The sequence below is a fragment of the Pseudomonas sp. TE3899 genome, assembly GCF_056279105.1.
In genome coordinates this window covers 5,396,724-5,416,646 of sequence record NZ_JBWBQR010000001.1, presented here as the reverse complement: position 1 = coordinate 5,416,646, position 19,923 = coordinate 5,396,724, and the positions used below count along the sequence as shown (strand labels likewise).

Genomic DNA, 19,923 nt, shown 5'->3' with positions numbered 1-19,923 from the left:
CTGCATCTTTTATTCTAAAGAATAAGACTTACAAGCACCCTTCAACCTAAAGATCGCTCCCACAAAATTACTGGATATTTCCTACCGTTTTACCCCTTGATAAGAACTCATTACAAACTATGATTGAGTTGTCACCAAGCGGTGGCACTCACTATCACTTACAAGGAGTTAAAAACATGAAAGCAGTTACTCTGGAAACCAACAAAATCGCTAACCTGGCTTTTCTGGTTGCCCCTAAAGCCCGTTAAGTAGGCAAGACGCTGGGGAGTGCCGGCTTACCCAGCGTTTTCCATGGCCCAGCCCAGAGTGAAGCGCCCGTCATGCAGATAAACCCTCATCTATTCATACTGCCTCGCACACCCGGGCAAATAGTCTGGGATTACAGAAACCACAAGCAATTCGAACTAAACCTGGATTACTCAATCCGGCTTGCACAACTTATCGACAATACAGAAGTATTCGACAGCGCCAATATAATCGACACTCAATTCTTGAATACAGGAATACTGACAACTTCAATAGAAGCGCCTCAAGACTGGGGCTGGGATGAACTATCAAAGATCTTTCATATCGGCACCAAGAACATACCTTGCCAATACATACCGCAGAATATTCATGAATGGTCGAGACACTATCTGGACCATTGCACCGAAGTATTGACCTGCGGCGCACCCGACGCCGATCTCGCGCACCGTGCGGCCACCGGGATGATTGCCCTGCCCGCGCCTTCCGGGTTGCCGGCCGAGAGCCTCGGCGATGCCCTGGTCCGCCGCAAGACCTGTCGCTCGTTCACCGGTGAAGCGGTTTCTCTCGGCGATATCAGTAACCTGCTGTATTTGTCCCTCGGCTACCTTAAAGAGCGCGAATACGACGTCGATGAAACGATCGCCGAAGGCCTGGCCGCCCGCCGCAGCAGCCCTTCGGGGGGAGGCTTGAATGCCTGTGAAGGGTTTCTTCTGGCGCAGAACGTCACAGGCCTGGAGCCCGGGCTCTACGCCTACCATCCGGCTGATCACGCGCTGAGCTTTATCAACCCGTTGCCCGGCTCGCCGCTGGGTCAGTTGCTGTGTGGGCAACACTTCATCAACAACTTGCCCGTGGGCCTGTTCATCAGTGCGCGCTTCGACAAACTGTGGTGGAAATACCAACACTCCCGGGCCTACCGAATGGCCTACGTCGAGGCCGGTCATATTTCCCAGACGTTCCAACTGGTGGCGACTGCACTGGGCCTGAATACCTGGCTGACGGGGGCACTGACGGACGATCAGGTGGAAACACTGCTGGGGCTTGAAGACAGCGCGGAACAACCGTTGTTTTTTGTCGGTTGCGGCCAGAGCGATGGCCAGGCGATGTGCAAGGAGTTGAAAGCGTTGTTGAACGAGGGCCCGCAACAATGACCGGTGCCTCCTCTGTCCCGGAATTCTGGGCCCGGCGTTTCACCCTTGGCGAATGGGATACCCGAGCCTCGGTGCGCGCCAGCGAGCACACCTACCTCTTGCCGCCGGACCTGAAGCAGCAACTGGAAACCCGTCACTGGTTTCCGCCAGCCTTTCTGCCCTACCTCAGTCACCCGAGCATCGAAGCCGCGGGCCAATCGGTCATCCATCGCTTATCGGCCAACCACCTGGTGTATTTCCTCGACTACACCACCCTGCTCGAACATCGCATCGTCAACCGCGCCGTAGAAAACCATCGTCCACGGCGAGCTGGATGTGAGCATTCCGCCGCGCATGAAAACCGCTGCGTTGCAGCTCTACACCGATGAAGGTTTTCACGCGTTGTTCTCCAACAGCCTCGCCGAGCAGGTTGCCGGTCATTACGGCATCACCCAGCGGCCAGCGATGCCACGGCGGATATCCCGGCTCAATGCCCTGCTGGACCAGGCCCCGGACCGGCACAAGGCACTGGCCTGGTTTATGGTCGGTTTCGTGTCAGAGACGATCATCGCCAGGGAACTGCTCGAAGTTTGCCGTGATGGACTAGTCTCCAGCGTCCAGGAAATGCTCAGGGATCACCTGACGGACGAGGCGCGCCACAGTCGCTATTTTTCAGAAGTGTTCCACTACCTGTGGCTGACCCTGAACAGCAGTCAACGCACGTTCACCGCCAAACTGCTGGTGGACATCATTCTGTTGTTCTTTGAAGTCGATGAGCGATGGCTGAAGGCAAGCCTGCACAGCGTAGGCCTGAACAATGCCGTTATCGCAGACATTCTCGATGGGCTGACGGGCGAGCAAGCCACCGTGCTGCGGGCTCGCTCGGGGGCCGGCGCCACGCTCCAGGCCTTACACAGCGCAGGGTTTTTCGACCTGCGCGCCAACCAGCAACTTTTCGCACAGGCAGGGCTCGTGGATGGATGAAGGAAAACCTGCTGATAAACGACGTGCCGCCGTCATCCTGTTAATGACCATGGTGGTGCTCGGGGTCTTTCCGCTGGATGTTCTGTTGCCGTCGTTTCCGGCACTGGCCCAACACTTTCAGACCACCCCGACCGACATTGCGTTATCCATCAGCCTGTTCGCCGTCGGTATCTCCCTGTCTCAACTGCTGATCGGGCCGTTGTCGGACATCATTGGGCGCAAAGGCCTGCTGCTGTCCGGAATGGCCGTTGCGATCATCGGCGCGGCGGGTTGCATGCTTTCCACCGAGTATTCCTGGTTCCTGCTGTTCCGTGTGGTCCAGGCTGTCGGCTGCGGCTGCTTCGTGCTCACGCAAGCCCTGGTGCAAGACCTGTTCGAAGGCAAGGATCGGGATCGCTTGCGGATACTGTTGGTGACCGCCAGCGGCATCTGCATTTCCATTTCGCCTCTGGCCGGGACCCTGCTGCAACAAGCCATGGACTGGCCCGGCAGCTTTGTGATCTTCATCGTCCTGGCCGGCGCGGTGTTTCTGAAAGCCTGCCTGTTTCTTGAAAACCAGCGTCCCGCCAACGTCATACGGCGCAGCATCGCCCAGTCATACCGCCTGGTCTATCGCGATGCCGGGTTCATGGGGTATTGGCTGATCTCCTCAATCGCCTTTGCCTGCCACTTTTCCTTCATCGTCATTTCGCCGCTGATTTTCATGGAGCAGTTGCACCTCACGCCCTACGAATTTTCGCTGATCCTGCTGCTCTATGGCCTGGCCTACATCATCGGCGGCATCGTCGCCCGGTTCCTCGGCGGCCGGATCGCACCCACTACGCAGATCGTCGTGGGCCTGGGCCTGATCCTCTTTTCGGGCCTGGTGATGCTGGTGCTTTCAGCGTGGCTGGGGTTATCGACCTTCACCGTACTGGTCCCGATGATCATCTGCACCGCCGGCACCACCATCGCCCGGCCAGTCGCCACTTCGATGGCGATGGACGTTTTTCCGGAAATGGCCGGCACCTCGGCGTCAGCCGGCAGTTCCCTGATCTTCGTCTCGGGCGGCCTGATCAGCGCCCTGATCAGCCTGAGTCCCTTCGAATTGCAACTGACGCTGGCACTCGCCTTCATCGTCCTGAGCAGCATCGGGCTGGTGGTGTGCAGCCATCTCCGCCTGCGCAGCCCGGCCTTGAGTGAGGCCTGAAGCCAGTGGAAGTCATTGCTCCTCAGGTTCGGGGGCCAATGTGAGGTCGCCTATTTGCACGCTCTTGAAGCGCGGCTCGATGATCTTGACGTCACCGGCGCGCAGCCGATTCAGGTTCTGCGGCGAGAGATTGGCGCCCAGCAGCACGGTGACGTATTGCCACTCGCCGTCAGCGGCACGTTTGTAGAGCAACGCCCGGTGGTCCCACGGCTGCTGATTGAATTGCACCACTTCAGCCTGGCCATCGCCATCAAGGTCGACGCCCCACATCACGCAACCAGCATCCTGGCACTGAAGCTGGCGACTGTTGAGGCTGATGAATTGCTCGCTGCCGTCCACTTTCGGGCCGATCCATTCCAGGTTCACCGGGCTCGGTGTATAGGGTCGGGGCTCAACCGTGGATTCACCGGGCGTGCGTTTGATCTGGGCGCGCAGCACCTCTCGCGAAGGCGCATCGAGCACCTCATCGCGTTCAACCCGTTCGGACAACGCCTCGAACTGCTGCCGACCGGCCGTACCCAAACCATTGCGCAGGTAATTGCTATCGAACGTCAGCACCGACGTGCGGCCATCCAGCAAGCGGTGCACCTGATCCCGTGCGCTGAAGGATTGGCCGTTGAACCAGGGTGTATTAATCAGCACCAATAGCAGGCATACCGCCAAGGCCAGGGCCGGGTTGCTGCGCCGCAGCCCGTTGAGCCAGAAGGCATTGCGTTGCACCACGGCCAACATCGCCGCCAGGCTGTACGCCGCGAAGATCGCGACCAGCAACAGCCCCATGAAACGCCGGGGCGACAAGCCGTATTGCTCGACACGCAGCCAGCTGGAATACCCGGACAACGCCACCAGCACTGGCAAGCACAGCAAACCCGCCTCGACACAGCGCATCAGCCACGCCGGATAAGGCTTGGCCTGGCGCCCGTCCTGGAACACCCCGTTGAGCAAAAACAGGTACGTCCCCACCAGGCACAACAGAATCGGGGTCGAGTAGCCGGTGTCCCAGATCTTTTGCACGCCGGTAAAGGGCAATGTCACGGTAAACAGGACCGTAATCAGGGTGATCAACGGCAACAGGAAATGACAGGCCGCCAACAAGACGCCCCGCAACATGCCGATGACTCTTTCGTTGTGCAGGCCCAGGCGCATGGCCAGGGAGAAGACAACCGACAGGCTGAGGCAGATAAAGACCCGGGAGGAGAACTGCTCGGCAAAAAAATCGATGCCCAGCATGAGGAACAACTTGCTCCAGAGCAGCAGCAACAGGCTGAACACGCCCGTCAGCATCAGTGCAAAAAACACCACGAACACATGGCTCCAGGCGCTGTGGTACAGATCAGCATAGTCCCAGCGCCGGCCGGTGCCCGAGGGCCAACTGGCGAGAAACGCACACACCACGTAGCTCAACGGCACGCCGGTTAACAGCCAATTCTCCATCAACCAACGATTGCCGTTATCGAGGCCGGTCTGTTGAACCCAGGAACTGATTGCCATCATCAACAGGCAAAAGCCCAGCGTCAGCGCCAGCACCCGGCGGTCCTTGAGTTTTGGGCCGAGCAGTTGCAGGACCAGCCCCCCGACCACGACCAGCGTCAGGCTCGCCGCCAGCACGCCGCGTGAACCAAATGACTCGATCTGCCAGAAAACCACCCCCTGGCACAGACCGATGAGCAGGTAAAACCACAACGAGCGATTGAACAGCGGCATGCCAATTCCTTTTGGTGCGATTACGCGAAGGGCGGCAGTTTAGCCAAGCGTCCCGTGTGCTGATATCCCCACGGGAGGCTTGTTCACCTTACCGATGGTCATCCCGCACACGGCGTCAGGGCTGGATCAACACTTTGAGCCATTCCCTCCTGACGCCAGCGGTGTAGAATCGCGAGATTCATCGCCATTCATCCCCCGGCGGGTTTATGAGCTCAGGCTGAGGCAAGCGGCGATCCCGCAAAGTCATCGGCAACTTCCGGACACACGGCCATTTCTGAGTGTTCCAGACGTCAATAGAAGCTCACTCCCCTTTGATACCTGATTAGCCGCCCGGAGTGCTCCATGCCTGATTACCGCTCGAAAACATCCACCCACGGCCGCAACATGGCCGGTGCCCGCGCACTGTGGCGCGCCACGGGGATGAAAGATGACGACTTCAAGAAGCCGATCATCGCCATTGCCAACTCCTTCACCCAGTTCGTACCGGGCCACGTCCACCTCAAGGACCTGGGCCAACTGGTCGCCCGCGAGATCGAACGGGCCGGTGGCGTTGCCAAAGAATTCAACACCATCGCTGTGGATGACGGCATCGCCATGGGCCACGACGGCATGCTCTATTCGCTGCCGAGCCGCGAGATCATCGCCGACTCCGTCGAATACATGGTCAACGCCCACTGCGCCGACGCCATCGTCTGCATCTCCAACTGCGACAAGATCACCCCCGGCATGCTGATGGCCGCCTTGCGCCTGAACATCCCGGTGATCTTCGTGTCCGGCGGCCCGATGGAAGCCGGCAAGACCAAACTGGCCAGCCACGGTCTCGACCTGGTCGATGCCATGGTGATCGCCGCCGACTCCAGCGCTTCTGACGAGAAAGTCGCTGAGTACGAGCGCAGCGCCTGCCCGACGTGCGGTTCGTGCTCCGGCATGTTCACCGCCAACTCGATGAACTGCCTGGTTGAAGCCCTGGGCCTGGCCTTGCCGGGCAACGGTTCGACCCTCGCGACCCACAGCGACCGCGAACAGCTGTTCCTGCAAGCCGGCCGCACCATCGTCGACCTGTGCAAGCGTTACTACGGCGACAACGATGAGTCGGTGTTGCCGCGCAACATCGCCAACTTCAAGGCGTTCGAAAACGCCATGACCCTGGACATCGCCATGGGCGGTTCCACCAATACCATCCTGCACTTGCTGGCCGCCGCCCAGGAAGCCGAGATCGACTTCGACCTGAAGGACATCGACCGCCTCTCCCGCCACGTACCGCAACTGTGCAAAGTCGCGCCGAACATCCAGAAGTACCACATGGAAGACGTTCACCGCGCCGGCGGGATCTTCAGCATCCTCGGCTCGCTGGCCCGTGGCGGCCTGTTGCACACCGAGCTGCCGACCGTGCACAGCAAGTCCATGGCCGAAGGCATTGCCAAGTGGGATATCACCCAAACCACCGACGAAGCGGTGCATCACTTCTTCAAGGCCGGTCCTGCGGGCATCCCGACGCAAACTGCGTTCAGCCAGTCGACCCGTTGGGAAACCCTGGACGACGACCGTGAAAACGGCTGTATCCGCAGTGTCGAGCACGCTTATTCGCAAGAAGGTGGCCTGGCCGTTCTGTACGGCAACATCGCCCTCGACGGTTGCGTGGTGAAAACCGCTGGCGTCGACGAGTCGATCCACGTGTTCGAAGGCAACGCGAAGATCTTTGAAAGCCAGGACAGCGCCGTGCGCGGCATCCTCGCTGACGAAGTGAAGGCCGGCGATATCGTGATCATCCGTTACGAAGGCCCGAAAGGCGGCCCGGGCATGCAGGAAATGCTGTACCCGACGTCCTACCTGAAATCCAAAGGCCTGGGCAAAGCTTGCGCCTTGCTCACCGACGGTCGCTTCTCCGGCGGCACCTCGGGCCTGTCCATCGGCCACGCTTCGCCAGAAGCCGCTGCCGGCGGCGCAATTGGCCTGGTGCAGGATGGCGACAAGGTACTGATCGACATTCCAAACCGCTCGATCAACCTGTTGGTCAGCGATGAAGAACTGGCGGCACGCCGGGTCGAGCAGGATCAGAAAGGCTGGAAACCGGTGGAAAAACGTCCACGCAAAGTGACCACCGCACTCAAAGCCTACGCCCTGCTGGCCACCAGCGCCGACAAGGGTGCCGTGCGTAACAAGGCGATGCTCGACGGGATCTAAAGCAGTTACAAGCAATGAGCTACAAGCGGCAAGAAAGAGCAAAGCGGTTCTTACTTGCGGCTTGCAGCTCGCCGCTTGATCGTTCCCACGCTCCCGCGTGGGAATGCCTCAAGGGACGCTCCGCGTCCAGTGACGCGGAGCGTCACGGGCTGCATTCCCACGCAGGAGCGTGGGAACGACCATCACGGTGGAATCGAGCGCCGGGTCTTACTGAATCTCTTCCGGTTTCACGATCACCCAATTCTTGTCCGCCGTCACCGGCAACCCTTCCTTGGCCTGGGCCGCGGCGTGCTTGGCCATCATGCCGTTAATCTGGGTCATGTATTTGTCTTTGCGGTTGACCCACAAATGAATGCCGCCCTTGGCCACGTCGACGCTGTGGAACAGCATGTAGCCGTCGCTGCTCGGGGTATCGCCGCCCACCAGCACCGGTTTTTTCCATTCATCGATGTAAGTCAGGATCGCCGCTTGCTTGCCGGCCATCCAGGTCGCCGGGGTCCACAGGTACGGGGTCAGTTCCAGGCCGAGGTTGGCCTTCTCGTCATACTTGCCGGCGCTGATCTGTTTGCGCGCGGTCGTCAGTTCGCCGGTCTTGCGGTCCTTGAGCAGCGTGGTCACGCCGATCACGTTCTGCGGTTTGACGTTGTAGCCGTACTTCGGATCAGCCGCGACCATGCGCACCAGTTCTTCGGAGGCGGCGGTCATCACGTAGACCTCGATACCGTTCTCCATCAGCTTGTTGTACAGCTCGGCCTGGCCGGTGAAGACTTTCGGCGGCTGGACGTCGATGGTCTTGACCACATCGCCGTCGTAATACGTGCTCGGCACCGGTTTGCCGGACGCCATCAGCTCATCGACATAGCCCTTGAGTTCTTGCAGGGTGAAGCCGGAGAACACCTGCGCGACCCATGGGTAGCAAACCATGTCGTCGATTTCGCAGAGGCGGTAGTAATAGCTGAACAGGCTTTCCTTGTGGTCGGCGGTGTCCTTGAACGGGATCAGCTTCAGGGAGGGGTCGAGGGTTTCGCGGGTGATCAGGCCCTTGTTTTCCATGAACGGCAGCAACGACTCTTCGAGGTCGTAGCGGTAACTGGTGTTGTCCATGTCGAACACCGCGAAGTTACCCTTGTTGGCATTGGCCGCGATCATCGCGTCCAGCGCCTTGGCCTGATCGGCTGGCCAGTGTTTCAAATCCGTGGCGAACGCCTGGCTGGCGAGGGCGAGGCCCAACCCTAGACCCAGTGCGGCAGCCAGCATTTTCGGTGCGAATTTCATCGGCATGCTTCCTTGTAGAGACCCAGATTCAAAGACATCGACGCTAACAAAAAAGTGTGACAGTTCCCGCCTGCCCGCGACCGCTTGCGTCCCCTTCGCGCCAGTTGCATCCCTGACAGCGACACCGGCTTATTCCAAAAACGACAGTCCACCTCGGTTTTTGGTATTAATTCATTAGATATCAAGCTGTTAGGCTTGCCGGTTCGCAGTCACACACGAAGGTGGCTGGCACAAGTCTATGGAGTCTCTATGAATCTGCCGCTGATTCTCAATCTGCTGGTGTTCCTCGCCCTGCTCTTGGGCCTGGCGCAAACCCGTCACACCTCCTGGAGTCTAGCCAAGAAGGTCCTGCTGGCACTGGCCTTGGGCGTGGCGTTTGGCGTGGCCTTGCACACGATTTACGGCGCCGGCAACCCGGTGCTGAAAGCCTCGATCGGCTGGTTCGATCTGGTCGGCAACGGTTACGTGCAGTTGCTGCAAATGATCGTGATCCCGCTGGTGTTCGCCTCGATCCTCAGTGCCGTGGCCCGTCTGCACAACGCTTCGTCGTTGGGCAAGATCAGCTTCCTGACCATCGGCACGCTGCTGTTCACCACCGCCATCGCGGCGCTGATCGGCATCGGCCTGACCAACCTGTTCGGCCTGACCGCCGAAGGCCTGGTGGCCGGCACCCAGGAAATGGCGCGCCTGCAAACGATCCAGACCGATTACGCGGGCAAGGTGGCGGACCTGAATGTGCCGCAGTTGCTGCTGTCGTTCATCCCGCAGAACCCGTTCGCCGACCTGGCCCGGGCCAAGCCGACCTCGATCATCAGCGTGGTGATCTTCGCTGCGTTCCTCGGAGTCGCCGCGCTGCAACTGCTGAAAGATGACGTCGAAAAAGGTCAGAAAGTGATCAACGCCATCGACACCCTGCAAGCCTGGGTGATGCGCCTGGTGCGCCTGGTGATGAAACTGACCCCGTACGGCGTGCTGGCGCTGATGACCAAAGTGGTCGCCGGTTCCAACCTGCAAGACATCATCAAGCTCGGCAGTTTTGTGGTGGTGTCCTATATCGGCCTGGGCCTGATGTTCGTGGTCCACGGTCTGCTGGTGTCGGCGGCCGGGATCAACCCGCTGCGCTTCTTCCGCAAGATCTGGCCGGTGCTGACCTTTGCCTTCACCAGCCGCTCCAGCGCCGCGAGCATTCCGCTGAGCATCGAAGCGCAGACCCGTCGTTTGGGCATTCCGCAATCCATCGCCAGTTTCGCCGCTTCGTTCGGCGCGACCATTGGCCAGAACGGTTGTGCCGGTCTGTACCCGGCGATGTTGGCGGTGATGGTTGCGCCGACCGTGGGCATCAACCCGCTCGATCCGCTGTGGATCGCGACGCTGGTGGCGATTGTGACCCTGAGTTCGGCCGGTGTGGCGGGCGTGGGTGGCGGCGCGACGTTTGCCGCGCTGATCGTGCTGCCGGCCATGGGCTTGCCGGTGTCACTGGTGGCGTTGCTGATTTCGGTTGAGCCGCTGATCGACATGGGCCGTACGGCGCTGAACGTCAGCGGGTCGATTACGGCCGGGGCGATTACCAGCCAGATGATGCAGCAGACCGATAAAGCGCTGCTGGATGCGGATGAGCATGCGCAGCTAGCGAGCTAGCTGAGCTATAAGCTGCAAGCTGCAAGCTGCAAGAAAAAGCCCATCCGCTTGTACTTGCAGCACCGATCGTTCCCACGCTCCCGCGTGGGAATGCCTCTAGGGACGCTCCGCGTCCAGTGACGCGGAGCGTCACGGGCTGCATTCCCACGCAAAGCGTGGGAACGATCTATGCGCGCTCCCAAACCTCGAAGTTGTATGCCGGCTTATCTTCCACCGCCGGATTCTCAATGTTCGACACCAATTTCCATTCGTTCAAATCAAACTCTGGAAACCACGCATCCCCTTCCGGGCTCAACGCCACGCGCGTCAGATACAGCCGATCAGCCTGCGCCAACCCTTGCGCATACAACTGCGCCCCGCCAATCAGCATCAGCTCATCGACACCCTGCGCTTTTGCCCATTCTTCGGCGCGAACGACGGCGGCTTCCAGCGACGGATAAACCTCCGCGCCTTCCAGCACCAGATCCACCTGACGGCTGACCACGATGTTCAACCGGCCCGGCAGCGGACGACCGAGGGAATCCCAGGTCTTGCGACCCATGATGATCGGCTTGCCCAGGGTGGTGGCCTTGAAGTATTTGAAGTCCCCCGGCAAGTGCCAGGGCATGCTGTTGTCGACGCCGATCACGCGGTTTTCACCGAGGGCTGCGATCAGGCTGAGGGGGAGTGATTTAGTCATGCCGGCGAGGATACCAGAGCCTCCCTTTTCCCGATAAGCGCCACAGCGGTTATGCTCACCGTTCATCTAAGCGACGGGATGCCGCGTGACTGAACTGAATAACCTCTGGCTGACAGAAACCATCCGCCTGCGCGAAGAACACGCCGGCCCTCTGGACGACCTGGAAGCCAACCGACTGGCCCGCAGTGCTGGCGGCGATCTGCCGACACGGATTCAACGCCGCGCCCTGTGGCTGGCCGAGCGCGATGGACTGACCAGCGCGCTCAAACATTGGCTGCAAGGGGCACGCCTGGCGTTGTTGTTGATGATCGTGCTGGCGGCCATTAGCGGCGCCGGCCTGGCGTTCTCGGCATTGGGCAACGGCACACAGCCGGTCAATGTGTTCTGGGCGTTGGGTACGCTGTTGGGCCTGAACCTGATTCTGATGCTGAGTTGGGCGATGGGCCTGGTGTTTGCCGGTGAGCATGGCGCCGCCCTCGGCCGTCTGTGGTTGTGGCTCAGCGAAAAATTCGCGCGCGATACCAAAGCCGCACAGCTGCCACCCGCCCTGCTGCTGTTGCTGCAACGCCATAAACTCAATCGCTGGGCCATCGGAACGCTGGTCAACGGTCTCTGGTTGCTGATCATGCTCAGCGCCCTGACGTTACTGGTGCTCATGATGGCCACCCGGCGCTATGACTTCATCTGGGAAAGCACGCTGTTTGGCGCCGACTTTTTTGCGGCCCTCACTGACGCCTTGGCGGCCGTGCCCCATGCGCTGGGCTGGAGCGCACCCCGAGTCGACATGATTCGTGTCACCCTGGACACCGATTACAACCGGGAGCTGGTACGTCAGAGCTGGGCCATTTGGCTGGTCGGTGCCGTGCTGATTTACGGCGTATTGCCGCGTCTGTTTTTGATGCTGTTCTGCCGCTGGCGCTGGAAGCGCGGGCGCGCGACCCTGCGTCTGGACCTGAACCTGCCCGGCTACGCGCAACTGCGCGAACGCCTGATGCCCACCAGCGAACGCCTAGGGATCAGCGATGCCGCGCCGGATCAGCTTCACCGCGTCGAAAGCGGCGTCAGTGACCTGCAAACCGAAGGCGCACTGTTGGTGGCCATCGAACTCGACGATCAACGCCCGTGGCCGCCGGCCCTGCCCAAATCCGTCAGCGATGCAGGCATCCTCGACAGCCGCGAATCCCGTAACAAACTCCTCGAACAATTGAGCCGTTTTCCCCCGGCACGCCTCGCGATTGCCTGCGATCCACGGCGTTCGCCGGATCGCGGCAGCCTGGCCTTGATCGCCGAGCTGGCACGCAACGCCAGCGCCACCCGGGTCTGGCTGCTGCAAGCGCCGCCCGGCGAAGCGCTGGATGCCGAGCGCCTCGGCGACTGGCACACAGCGCTGCAACAACTTGAACTGCCCTTCGCCGATTGCGCGCCGTTGAATTGGCTGGAGAGCGGTCATGACTAAGCCTTTGAAACTCGCGGTGGTCGGCCACACCAACGTCGGCAAAACCTCATTGCTGCGCACCCTGACCCGGGATGTCGGTTTCGGCGAAGTGTCCCATCGGCCCAGCACCACTCGGCATGTCGAAGGTGCCCGGCTGTCGGTGGACGGCGAACCGTTGCTCGACCTCTACGACACGCCCGGGCTGGAAGACGCCATCGCCCTGCTCGACTACCTCGAACGCCTGGAGCGCCCGGGCGAACGCCTCGACGGCCCGGCGCGACTGACGCGATTCCTTGAAGGCAGCGAAGCCCGGCAGCGTTTCGAACAGGAAGCCAAAGTGCTGCGCCAACTATTGGCCTCGGACGCCGGCCTCTATGTGATCGACGCCCGGGAACCAGTGCTGGCCAAGTACCGCGATGAACTGGAAGTGTTGGCCAGTTGCGGTAAACCGCTGCTGCCGGTGCTGAATTTCGTCAGCAGCGCCCAGCATCGCGAGCCGGATTGGCGTGAAGCTCTGGCGCGTCTCGGGCTGCATGCGTTGGTGCGCTTCGACAGCGTCGCCCCGCCGGAGGATGGCGAACGCCGGCTCTATGAAAGCCTCGCGCTGTTGCTGGAAAACGCCCGCCCGCAACTGGATCGCCTGATCGCCGATCAACAGGCCCAACGCATCGCCCGTCAGCACAGCGCGGCGCGGCTGATTGCCGATTTATTGATCGATTGCGCTGCGTGCCGACGCAGCGTGGTCAGCGAGGCGGAACAGGAACAACAAGCCATCAGCGAACTGCGCAAAGCCGTGCGCCAACGGGAACAGCGTTGCGTCGAAGCCTTGCTCAAGCTCTACGCCTTCCGCCCGCAAGACGCGGCGGCCAGTGACTTGCCGCTGCTCGACGGCCGTTGGGGCGATGACTTGTTCAACCCCGAAACCCTCAAGCAATTGGGCGTGCGGGTTGGCGGTGGCATTGCGGCGGGTGCGGCGGCGGGGGCTGGCGTGGATCTGCTGGTCGGCGGCCTGACCCTCGGCGTGGCGGCATTGGCCGGGGCGATTGCTGGCGGTGCCCTGCAAACCGCCCGCAGTTACGGCGGGCGCTTGCTGGGCAAGATCAAGGGCCAGCGCGAATTGACCGTCGATGACAGCGTGTTGCGGCTATTGGCCCTGCGTCAGCGGCAACTGGTACAAGCCTTGAACCAGCGCGGGCATGCGGCGATGGACAGCATCCAGGTGGCCACGCCCCAGGACAAGACCTGGCGCGAAGGCAAACTGCCCGAGGCGCTGAACAAGGCGCGGGCGCATCCGCAGTGGTCGTCGCTCAATCCCCAGGCGAAGTTGAGCCAGGCGGAGCGGCAGGAGCAGGTTGAGGGGTTGGCTGCGAAAGTGGTTGAGTGATCGTTCCCACGCTCGGCGTGGGAATGCAGCCCGTGACGCTCTGCGTCACTGGAACGCGGAGCGTCCCTTGAGGCATTCCCACGCCGAGCGTGGGAACGATCTATCTATACGCCATCGCGGGCACGCCTTGCTCCTACAGGAGGGTGGCGCTGATCCCTTGTAGGAGCAAGGCTTGCCCGCGATGACCGCACCTCGCTCTTATGGCCCTACGCCGCCAACAGGCGCAACGCCTTTGCCTTCAAAAGACCAAGATCCAACACCGGCACCCACATCTCCTTGGCCTGCTCATCCCACTGGCGCATGCGCAAACTCACCGCACACAAAGGGTCCTGCTCGAACGCCTCAGCCTCGGCCGGCGTCATCACCCCACCCTGATATTCCAGGGTCCGGCGACTGGCCTCGCTCAAGCGTTCGTAGTACCCCGGCTCTTTCAGCGTCAGATACCGCTTGGCCTGCACGTGGTATTCCACCAGCCGCGCCATGCGTTCGCTGAAACCGGCGCGACGCAGGTAATCCGCACCCAGGCGTTCATGGCTGACCACGCCGAACCCCCCCATGTTCTCGGCACCTTCAGCACAGATATGCCCGATATCGTGAAAGAACGCCGCCAGCACCACTTCATCGTCGAAGCCTTCGGCCATGGCCAATTCGGCGGCCTGGGACATGTGCTCGATCTGCGACACCGGTTCGCCGATGTAGTCGCTGTCGCCGAAGCGTTCGTACAGCGCGAACACCTCGGCAATCACTTGTTCATGCCGCGCCATCAATCCTCTCCCAATAGAAGGCCGACGTTACGCTCGGCCATCGCCGGCCCGACACTCATGCCGACGCCAGTGTGCATCAGCGCCACGCTGACGCCGGGTTGCGGGCGCAGGAACGAGAACGGGCCCGGCCCCTTGGAACCATAGACCCCCTGCCAGCGCTCGATGACCTGAATCTTGCAGCCCAACGTCTGTTCGGCCAGTTCGATCATCCAGTCGTCCACCTGCTCGGCGTTGAACGGTGAGGGATCGCTGCCGTAGTGATGAGAATCGCCGATGATCAATTCGCCGTAAGGCGTCGGGCTGATCAGCAGGTGGATTCCGTTGTCGTGCAGGTGCGGGGCATCGCGCAGGATTTGCGCCTGTACGGCGGCGGCTTCCGGCAGGTCGGCGAATGCGCCGTAATGCACGCAGCTCAATCCGGTGAGCAGTGCGTGTTGCAGATTCAGATCGATCTGCGGCCGGGCGCGGAGCATTTGCAGGCGGCAGATGTGCGGGTTGAGCGCGGCGATCGGCTCGGCCAGCAAGGTCTGATAGTCGTGCCCCGAACAAACGATGATCTGCCCAGCGCTGAAGCTGCCGGCGGTGCTGTGCAAGCGACCGGGCTCGATGTCGCGCACCAGGGTGGAGAAGTGAAACTCGACGCCGAGTTCGCGGCGCAGGTAATCGATCAGCGCCGGAATCGCTTCGCGGGAATACAGTTGCTGATCGTCGATGCCGTGCAGCGCGGCGCGATGATGGCTGAACTGGCCGCCGTACAAATCCCGCAGGGCAGCACCGCGCAGCAGTTCGACGTTGTAGTTGTGTTCCACGGCGCGACCGTTGCAAAAGGCTTGCAGCAAGTGTTCTTCGGCTTCGGTGCGGGCGAACAGGTACGAGCCGTTGCGCTTGAGTGGCAGGCCGGCGACGTTGGCCCAATGGCCCCAGATGTCGCGGCTGGCTTTGGCCAGTTCGAGCATCGGACCCGGTGGCTGGCCGGTGACCAGGGCCTGGCCGAAGTTGCGGACCGAGGCGCCCAAAGGTGTTTCGCTGCGTTCGAAAACGCTGACTTTCAGACCGCGCTTGGCGGCGGCGTAGGCATGGGACAGGCCGAGGATGCCGGCGCCGACGATGAGCATGTCGTGGTGTTGCGTCATAGAGTTCCCCCAATGATCGTTCCCACGCTCCGCGTGGGAATGAATCCCGTGACGCTCTGCGTCACAGAGGACGCGGAGCGTCCTTGGCTGCATTCCCACGCAGAGCGTGGGAACGATCGGTCGAGCGGTGTCGGTTACTTGGCAACCACTTTCTCGGACTTGCCGTCATAGCGCTTGCGCCACTCGGTCAGGATCTCGTCGCGATTTTTCGAGGCCCAGGCGAAGTCGTTCTTGATCAGACGCTGCTCGTAATCTGCCGGCAATTCGGTCTGCGGCTTGGCGATACCTGGCTGCGCGAGGACCGCGAAGTTCTCTTTATAGAGCTCCATCGCCGCCGGGCTGGCGGAGAAGTCGGCCAGTTTCTTCGCCGCGTCTTCGTGGGCGGTGCCCTTGATCACGGCGGTGGCTTCGATTTCCCAGCCCAGGCCTTCTTTCGGCAGGATGATGTCCAGTGGCGCGCCCTGGCGTTTCAGTTGAACCGCCGGGTATTCAAAGGAGATACCAATCGGGAATTCCCCGGAAGCCGCGAGTTTGCACGGCTTGGAACCGGAGTGAACGTACTGGCCGATGTTCTGGTGCAAGCCATCCATGTAGGCCCAGCCCTGCTTCTCGCCGAAGGTTTGCAGCCAGGCGCTGACGTCGAGGAAACCGGTGCCGGACGACGCCGGGTTCGGCATGACGATCTTGCCTTTGTACTCAGGCTTGGTCAGGTCTTGCCAGCTCACGGGTTTGGTCAGGCCCTGCTTCTCGGCTTCGACAGTGTTGAAGCAAATCGTCGCGGCCCACACGTCCATGCCGACCCAGGCGGGCGGGTTGGCGGCGTCGCGGTAGTTGCCGCCGATCTTGCCCAGGTCCTTTGGCGCGTAGCTTTGCAGCATGCCTTGTTGATCGAGAATCGCCAGGCTCGACGCGGCCAGACCCCAGACCGCATCGGCTTGCGGGCGCTCTTTCTCGGCCAGCAACTTGGCGGTGATGATCCCGGTGGAATCACGCACCCACTTGATCTCAACGTCCGGATTGGCCTTTTCGAAGGCGTCCTTGTAGGTCTTCAATTGTTCGGCTTCGAGGGCGGTGTACACCGTCAACTCGGTTTTCGCCGCGAAGGCGTTCAGGCTGAAAGTGGTGAGGACAGCAGCGGCCAGGGCCAAAGGCTTGAACATGATGCGGTTCCTTTTATGGGGACAGATTTATTTATTGAATCAGTTGCCAGGCGCGGTCTGCCGCCAGGCTTGGGAGCGACGCAGCAAACCGCGCGAAGCCCAGGCCAGTAGCAGGGACACGCCCGCCGAGGTGAACAGAATCAGGGTCGACATCGCCGCCGCGCCGCCAACGTTGCCGGCGTCGTCCATGTTCAGCACCGCCACCGCCGCGAGGATGGTGTCGGGGCTGTAGAGGAAGATCGCCGCCGAGACGGTGGTCATGGCCGAGACGAACAGGTAGCGCACGATGTCCAGCAGCGCCGGCAGACAGATCGGCACGGTGACCCGCAGGTAATGCCGATACAGCGGTGCCTTGAGCGACAGCGCGGCGGCTTCGAACTCGGCGTCGAGCTGGCGCAGCGCGGTGGTGGCGGTCATTTGCGCGGTGGTCAAATAGTGAGCAATGGTGCAGACCACCAGCAACGTCATGGTCCCGTAGAGCACATGCAGCGGGTTGCCGCTGAGGTTGAAGAAGAAGACGTAACCCAGACCCAACACCAGTCCCGGCACCGCCATCGGTACGAAACTGAGCATGCGCAGTGTCAGATTCAGTCCGCGCTGGCCCTTGGTTTTTTCCATCAGGTAGGCGCCAGTGAAGATCAGCACGCTGCCGATCAACGCCGTGCACAACGCCATCTTCACGCTGTTGCCATAGGCCAGCCAGCCGCCGCCCGCCGTGTCGTTGAACTGGTAATGGTTGAGCGACAGCGACAGGTTGTACGGCCAGAATTTCACCAGCGACGAGTACACCGCCATGCCGAACACCAGCAGCAACACCGCGCAGATCAATAGGACGATGGCCAGGTAGCAACCGTCCCGCAGCTGCGATGGCGCCGGTTTGAACACTTGCGCGCGGCCGCTCATGGAATCGCCGTGACGCCGACGCAGCCAGGCATCAACGCCGAAGCTGAACAGCGCCGGCAGCAGCAACACCATGCCGATCAACGCACCACGACCGAATTGTTGCTGGCCGACCACGGCTTTGTAGGCTTCCAGCGCCAGCACTTGGTAATCACCGCCGACTACTACGGGCACGCCGAAGTCGGTGATGGTCAACGTGAAGACTAAACAGAACGCCGCGAACACCGCCTGACGCGTCGCCGGCCAGGTGATGCTGCGAAAGGCTTTGGCCGGACTGGCGCCCATGCTCGACGCCGCATCGAACAGTCGCGCATCCGCCAACGAAAGCGCCGACAGAAGAATCATCAAGGCATGTGGGAAGGTGTAGATCACCTCACCCAGAACAATGCCCCAGAAGCCGTAGATATTGTCCGAGAGCAATCCGCGCAACAGGCCCTGATTGCCGAACAGATAAACCAGCGCAATCCCCGGCAGCATCGACGGCGCCATCAGCGGCAACAACGACATGCCGCGCCAGATGCCTTTGCCCGGAATCAATGTGCGTTGCAATGCGTAGGCAAACAGGTAGGCCAGCGGTACGACAATCGCCGCGACGCTGAGGGAAACTTTCAGGCTATTGCCGAGCAACCAATGGAAATTCGCGCTGGTGACCAGTTCACGAGCAGCGACCAAACCACCGCCCTGCCCGGCTTCGGCGCTGAAACCGCGCCAGAAGATCGCCAGCAACGGCATCAACACCGCGAGGCCGAGCAACACCAGCAACAGGACTTTGCCGCCCACCACGAACACCCGGTCGCCGATCTCGGCACGGGAGGTCTGCCGAACCTGCTTGTGCGGTATCGGCAGCGCGAGGTTCGCGCTCATCAGGCAAACACCTGCAGGCTGCGTGGAGGCAAGGCGACCATGATGTGCTGGGCGCCGAGGCGCGGCATGGCTTCCGGGGCGAGTTCCGCGAGCAAGGCGTGGCCCGGCAGTTGATCGAGCTCGAAGCTCATGCGGCAACGATTGCCGAGGAAGGTGATTTCGCGAACCTTGGCCGGGAACAGGTTTTCTTCATGCACCGGCGGGTTGACGTTGATCGCCTCCGGGCGGCAGAACAGACGGCCGGAAGCGGTTTTGGCACTGCCTTCGGCCAGGCGCATATTCATGCCGCCGACCTGGGCGTGGCTGTCGCTGCTGCGACGGAACGGCAGCCAGTTGCCCTGGCCGACAAACTCCGCCACGAATGGCGTGGCCGGGCGGTCGTAGATTTCCTGCGGCGTGGCGTACTGCTCGACCTTGCCGTTGTTCATCACGGCGATACGGTCGGCCATCAGCATGGCCTCGTCCTGGTTGTGGGTGACCATCAGGGTGGTGACGCCGAGGTTGCGTTGCAGTTGGCGCAGCTCGGTGCACAGGTGCTCGCGGACCCGGGCATCGAGGGCGGACATCGGTTCGTCCAGCAGCAGCAGCGAAGGCGCCGGGGCCAAAGCACGGGCCAGGGCCACGCGTTGTTGTTGGCCGCCGGACAATTGGCCGGGGTATTTTTTCTCGCTGCCGAGCAGGCCGACCAGTTCCAGCATCTGGCCCACACGCTTGCGCACTTCATCGCGACCACTGCCGGCGAGGCCGTAGGCAATGTTCGCTTCGACGGTCAGATTGGGGAACAGCGCGTAAGACTGGAACAGAATTCCGTAGTCCCGGGCTTGCGGCGCCAGGTGGGAAACATCGCGCTCGCCGAGGTACAACTCGCCGCTGTCTTGTTTCTCCAAGCCGGCGATGCAGCGCAGCAAGGTGGTTTTGCCACAACCCGACGGGCCCAGCAGACACACCAGCTCACCGGCCGCCACGTCGAGGGAGACGTTATCCAGCGCAGTGAACGCGCCGAAGCGTTTCTGCACGCCACGCACCTTCATCGGTGCGCCGGGGTTGGTCAGGGCAGTTGCGATCGAGTGGTTCATGGACAGACCTCATCAAGCAGATGAGGCCCATCCTAGGTTTGTAATGCGTCCGTCATGTGGCAGTGAGGCAAAAACGGTTGATAGTGGTATTCGGGGATTTGGGTTGGGAAATTCCACGATCTTATGTCGGATGAAATTGTGGCGAGGGGGCTTGCCCCCGTTGGGTCGCGAAGCGGCC

The 19,923-nt window shown here is 61.3% G+C and carries 14 protein-coding genes and 1 pseudogene; 7 read left to right on the top strand and 8 right to left on the bottom strand.

The genetic code is table 11. The features are described 5' to 3' along the window. The first annotated feature begins 320 nt into the window (after window positions 1–320). The 3 genes and pseudogenes from ACZ89E_RS24570 (at window position 321) to ACZ89E_RS24560 (ending at window position 3,549) form a co-directional block, all read left to right on the top strand. Window positions 321–1,397 carry a SagB family peptide dehydrogenase gene (locus ACZ89E_RS24570; RefSeq protein ID WP_476256619.1) on the top strand — a complete coding sequence of 359 codons (1,077 nt, stop codon included), beginning with the start codon at window positions 321–323 and terminating at the stop codon, window positions 1,395–1,397. After that, window positions 1,394–2,360 (top strand): annotated as a pseudogene (locus ACZ89E_RS24565) (diiron oxygenase). The gene ACZ89E_RS24570 and the pseudogene ACZ89E_RS24565 overlap by 4 nt, the downstream one beginning before the upstream one ends. Further along, on the top strand, window positions 2,353–3,549 hold the full coding sequence (locus ACZ89E_RS24560) for a multidrug effflux MFS transporter (RefSeq protein WP_463258762.1): 1,197 nt from the start codon (window positions 2,353–2,355) through the stop codon (window positions 3,547–3,549). Before ACZ89E_RS24565 ends, ACZ89E_RS24560 begins: the two are co-directional and overlap by 8 nt. Window positions 3,550–3,561: 12 nt before the next feature. Here the strand turns inward: ACZ89E_RS24560 and ACZ89E_RS24555 are convergent, their stop codons facing one another. Next, window positions 3,562–5,253, bottom strand: a complete 1,692-nt coding sequence (locus ACZ89E_RS24555) for a DUF4153 domain-containing protein (protein ID WP_476256618.1) — start codon at window positions 5,251–5,253, stop codon at window positions 3,562–3,564. A gap of 342 nt (window positions 5,254–5,595) precedes the next feature. On the opposite strand from ACZ89E_RS24555, the gene ilvD reads away from it, so the two are divergent. Then, window positions 5,596–7,437 carry a dihydroxy-acid dehydratase gene (gene ilvD / locus ACZ89E_RS24550; RefSeq protein WP_133835557.1) on the top strand — a complete coding sequence of 614 codons (1,842 nt, stop codon included), beginning with the start codon at window positions 5,596–5,598 and terminating at the stop codon, window positions 7,435–7,437. A 207-nt stretch (window positions 7,438–7,644) separates the two neighbouring features. On the opposite strand, the gene ACZ89E_RS24545 is transcribed toward ilvD, so the two are convergent. After that, the gene (locus ACZ89E_RS24545) at window positions 7,645–8,712 is read right to left on the bottom strand and encodes an HAD family hydrolase (protein ID WP_149660299.1); all 1,068 of its coding nucleotides are present in this window, start codon (window positions 8,710–8,712) and stop codon (window positions 7,645–7,647) included. Between the two features lie 249 nt (window positions 8,713–8,961). Between ACZ89E_RS24545 and ACZ89E_RS24540 the strand changes: the two genes are divergently transcribed. Then, on the top strand, window positions 8,962–10,350 hold the full coding sequence (locus ACZ89E_RS24540; protein ID WP_476256617.1) for an L-cystine transporter: 1,389 nt from the start codon (window positions 8,962–8,964) through the stop codon (window positions 10,348–10,350). Between the two features lie 166 nt (window positions 10,351–10,516). Here the strand turns inward: ACZ89E_RS24540 and ACZ89E_RS24535 are convergent, their stop codons facing one another. Then, entirely contained in the window at window positions 10,517–11,029 is a 513-nt protein-coding gene (locus ACZ89E_RS24535) for a dihydrofolate reductase (protein ID WP_476256616.1), read from the bottom strand. 85 nt (window positions 11,030–11,114) lie between these two features. Here ACZ89E_RS24535 and ACZ89E_RS24530 point away from each other — a divergent pair, with 85 nt between their 5' ends. Together ACZ89E_RS24530 and ACZ89E_RS24525 are read left to right on the top strand one after the other, a co-directional pair. Continuing rightward, the gene (locus ACZ89E_RS24530; RefSeq protein ID WP_149660296.1) at window positions 11,115–12,485 is read left to right on the top strand and encodes a DUF2868 domain-containing protein; all 1,371 of its coding nucleotides are present in this window, start codon (window positions 11,115–11,117) and stop codon (window positions 12,483–12,485) included. After that, window positions 12,478–13,848 carry a GTPase/DUF3482 domain-containing protein gene (locus ACZ89E_RS24525; protein ID WP_149660295.1) on the top strand — a complete coding sequence of 457 codons (1,371 nt, stop codon included), beginning with the start codon at window positions 12,478–12,480 and terminating at the stop codon, window positions 13,846–13,848. Before ACZ89E_RS24530 ends, ACZ89E_RS24525 begins: the two co-directional genes overlap by 8 nt. A 206-nt stretch (window positions 13,849–14,054) precedes the next feature. On the opposite strand, the gene ACZ89E_RS24520 is transcribed toward ACZ89E_RS24525, so the two are convergent. From ACZ89E_RS24520 to ACZ89E_RS24500, 5 genes are all read right to left on the bottom strand, one after another. After that, window positions 14,055–14,612 (bottom strand): phosphonate degradation HD-domain oxygenase, encoded by a 558-nt coding sequence (locus ACZ89E_RS24520; protein ID WP_476256615.1) that lies wholly within the window; start codon window positions 14,610–14,612, stop codon window positions 14,055–14,057. After that, complete coding sequence (locus tag ACZ89E_RS24515; protein ID WP_463258768.1) at window positions 14,612–15,745, bottom strand: TIGR03364 family FAD-dependent oxidoreductase; 1,134 nt, start codon at window positions 15,743–15,745, stop codon at window positions 14,612–14,614. The genes ACZ89E_RS24520 and ACZ89E_RS24515 overlap by 1 nt, the downstream gene beginning before the upstream one ends. A gap of 134 nt (window positions 15,746–15,879) precedes the next feature. After that, the gene (locus ACZ89E_RS24510) at window positions 15,880–16,905 is read right to left on the bottom strand and encodes a putative 2-aminoethylphosphonate ABC transporter substrate-binding protein (RefSeq protein ID WP_149660292.1); all 1,026 of its coding nucleotides are present in this window, start codon (window positions 16,903–16,905) and stop codon (window positions 15,880–15,882) included. A gap of 39 nt (window positions 16,906–16,944) precedes the next feature. Continuing rightward, entirely contained in the window at window positions 16,945–18,669 is a 1,725-nt protein-coding gene (locus ACZ89E_RS24505; RefSeq protein WP_463258769.1) for a putative 2-aminoethylphosphonate ABC transporter permease subunit, read from the bottom strand. After that, entirely contained in the window at window positions 18,669–19,745 is a 1,077-nt protein-coding gene (locus tag ACZ89E_RS24500) for a putative 2-aminoethylphosphonate ABC transporter ATP-binding protein (protein WP_149660290.1), read from the bottom strand. Before ACZ89E_RS24500 ends, ACZ89E_RS24505 begins: the two co-directional genes overlap by 1 nt. Between the last annotated feature and the right edge of the window lie 178 nt (window positions 19,746–19,923).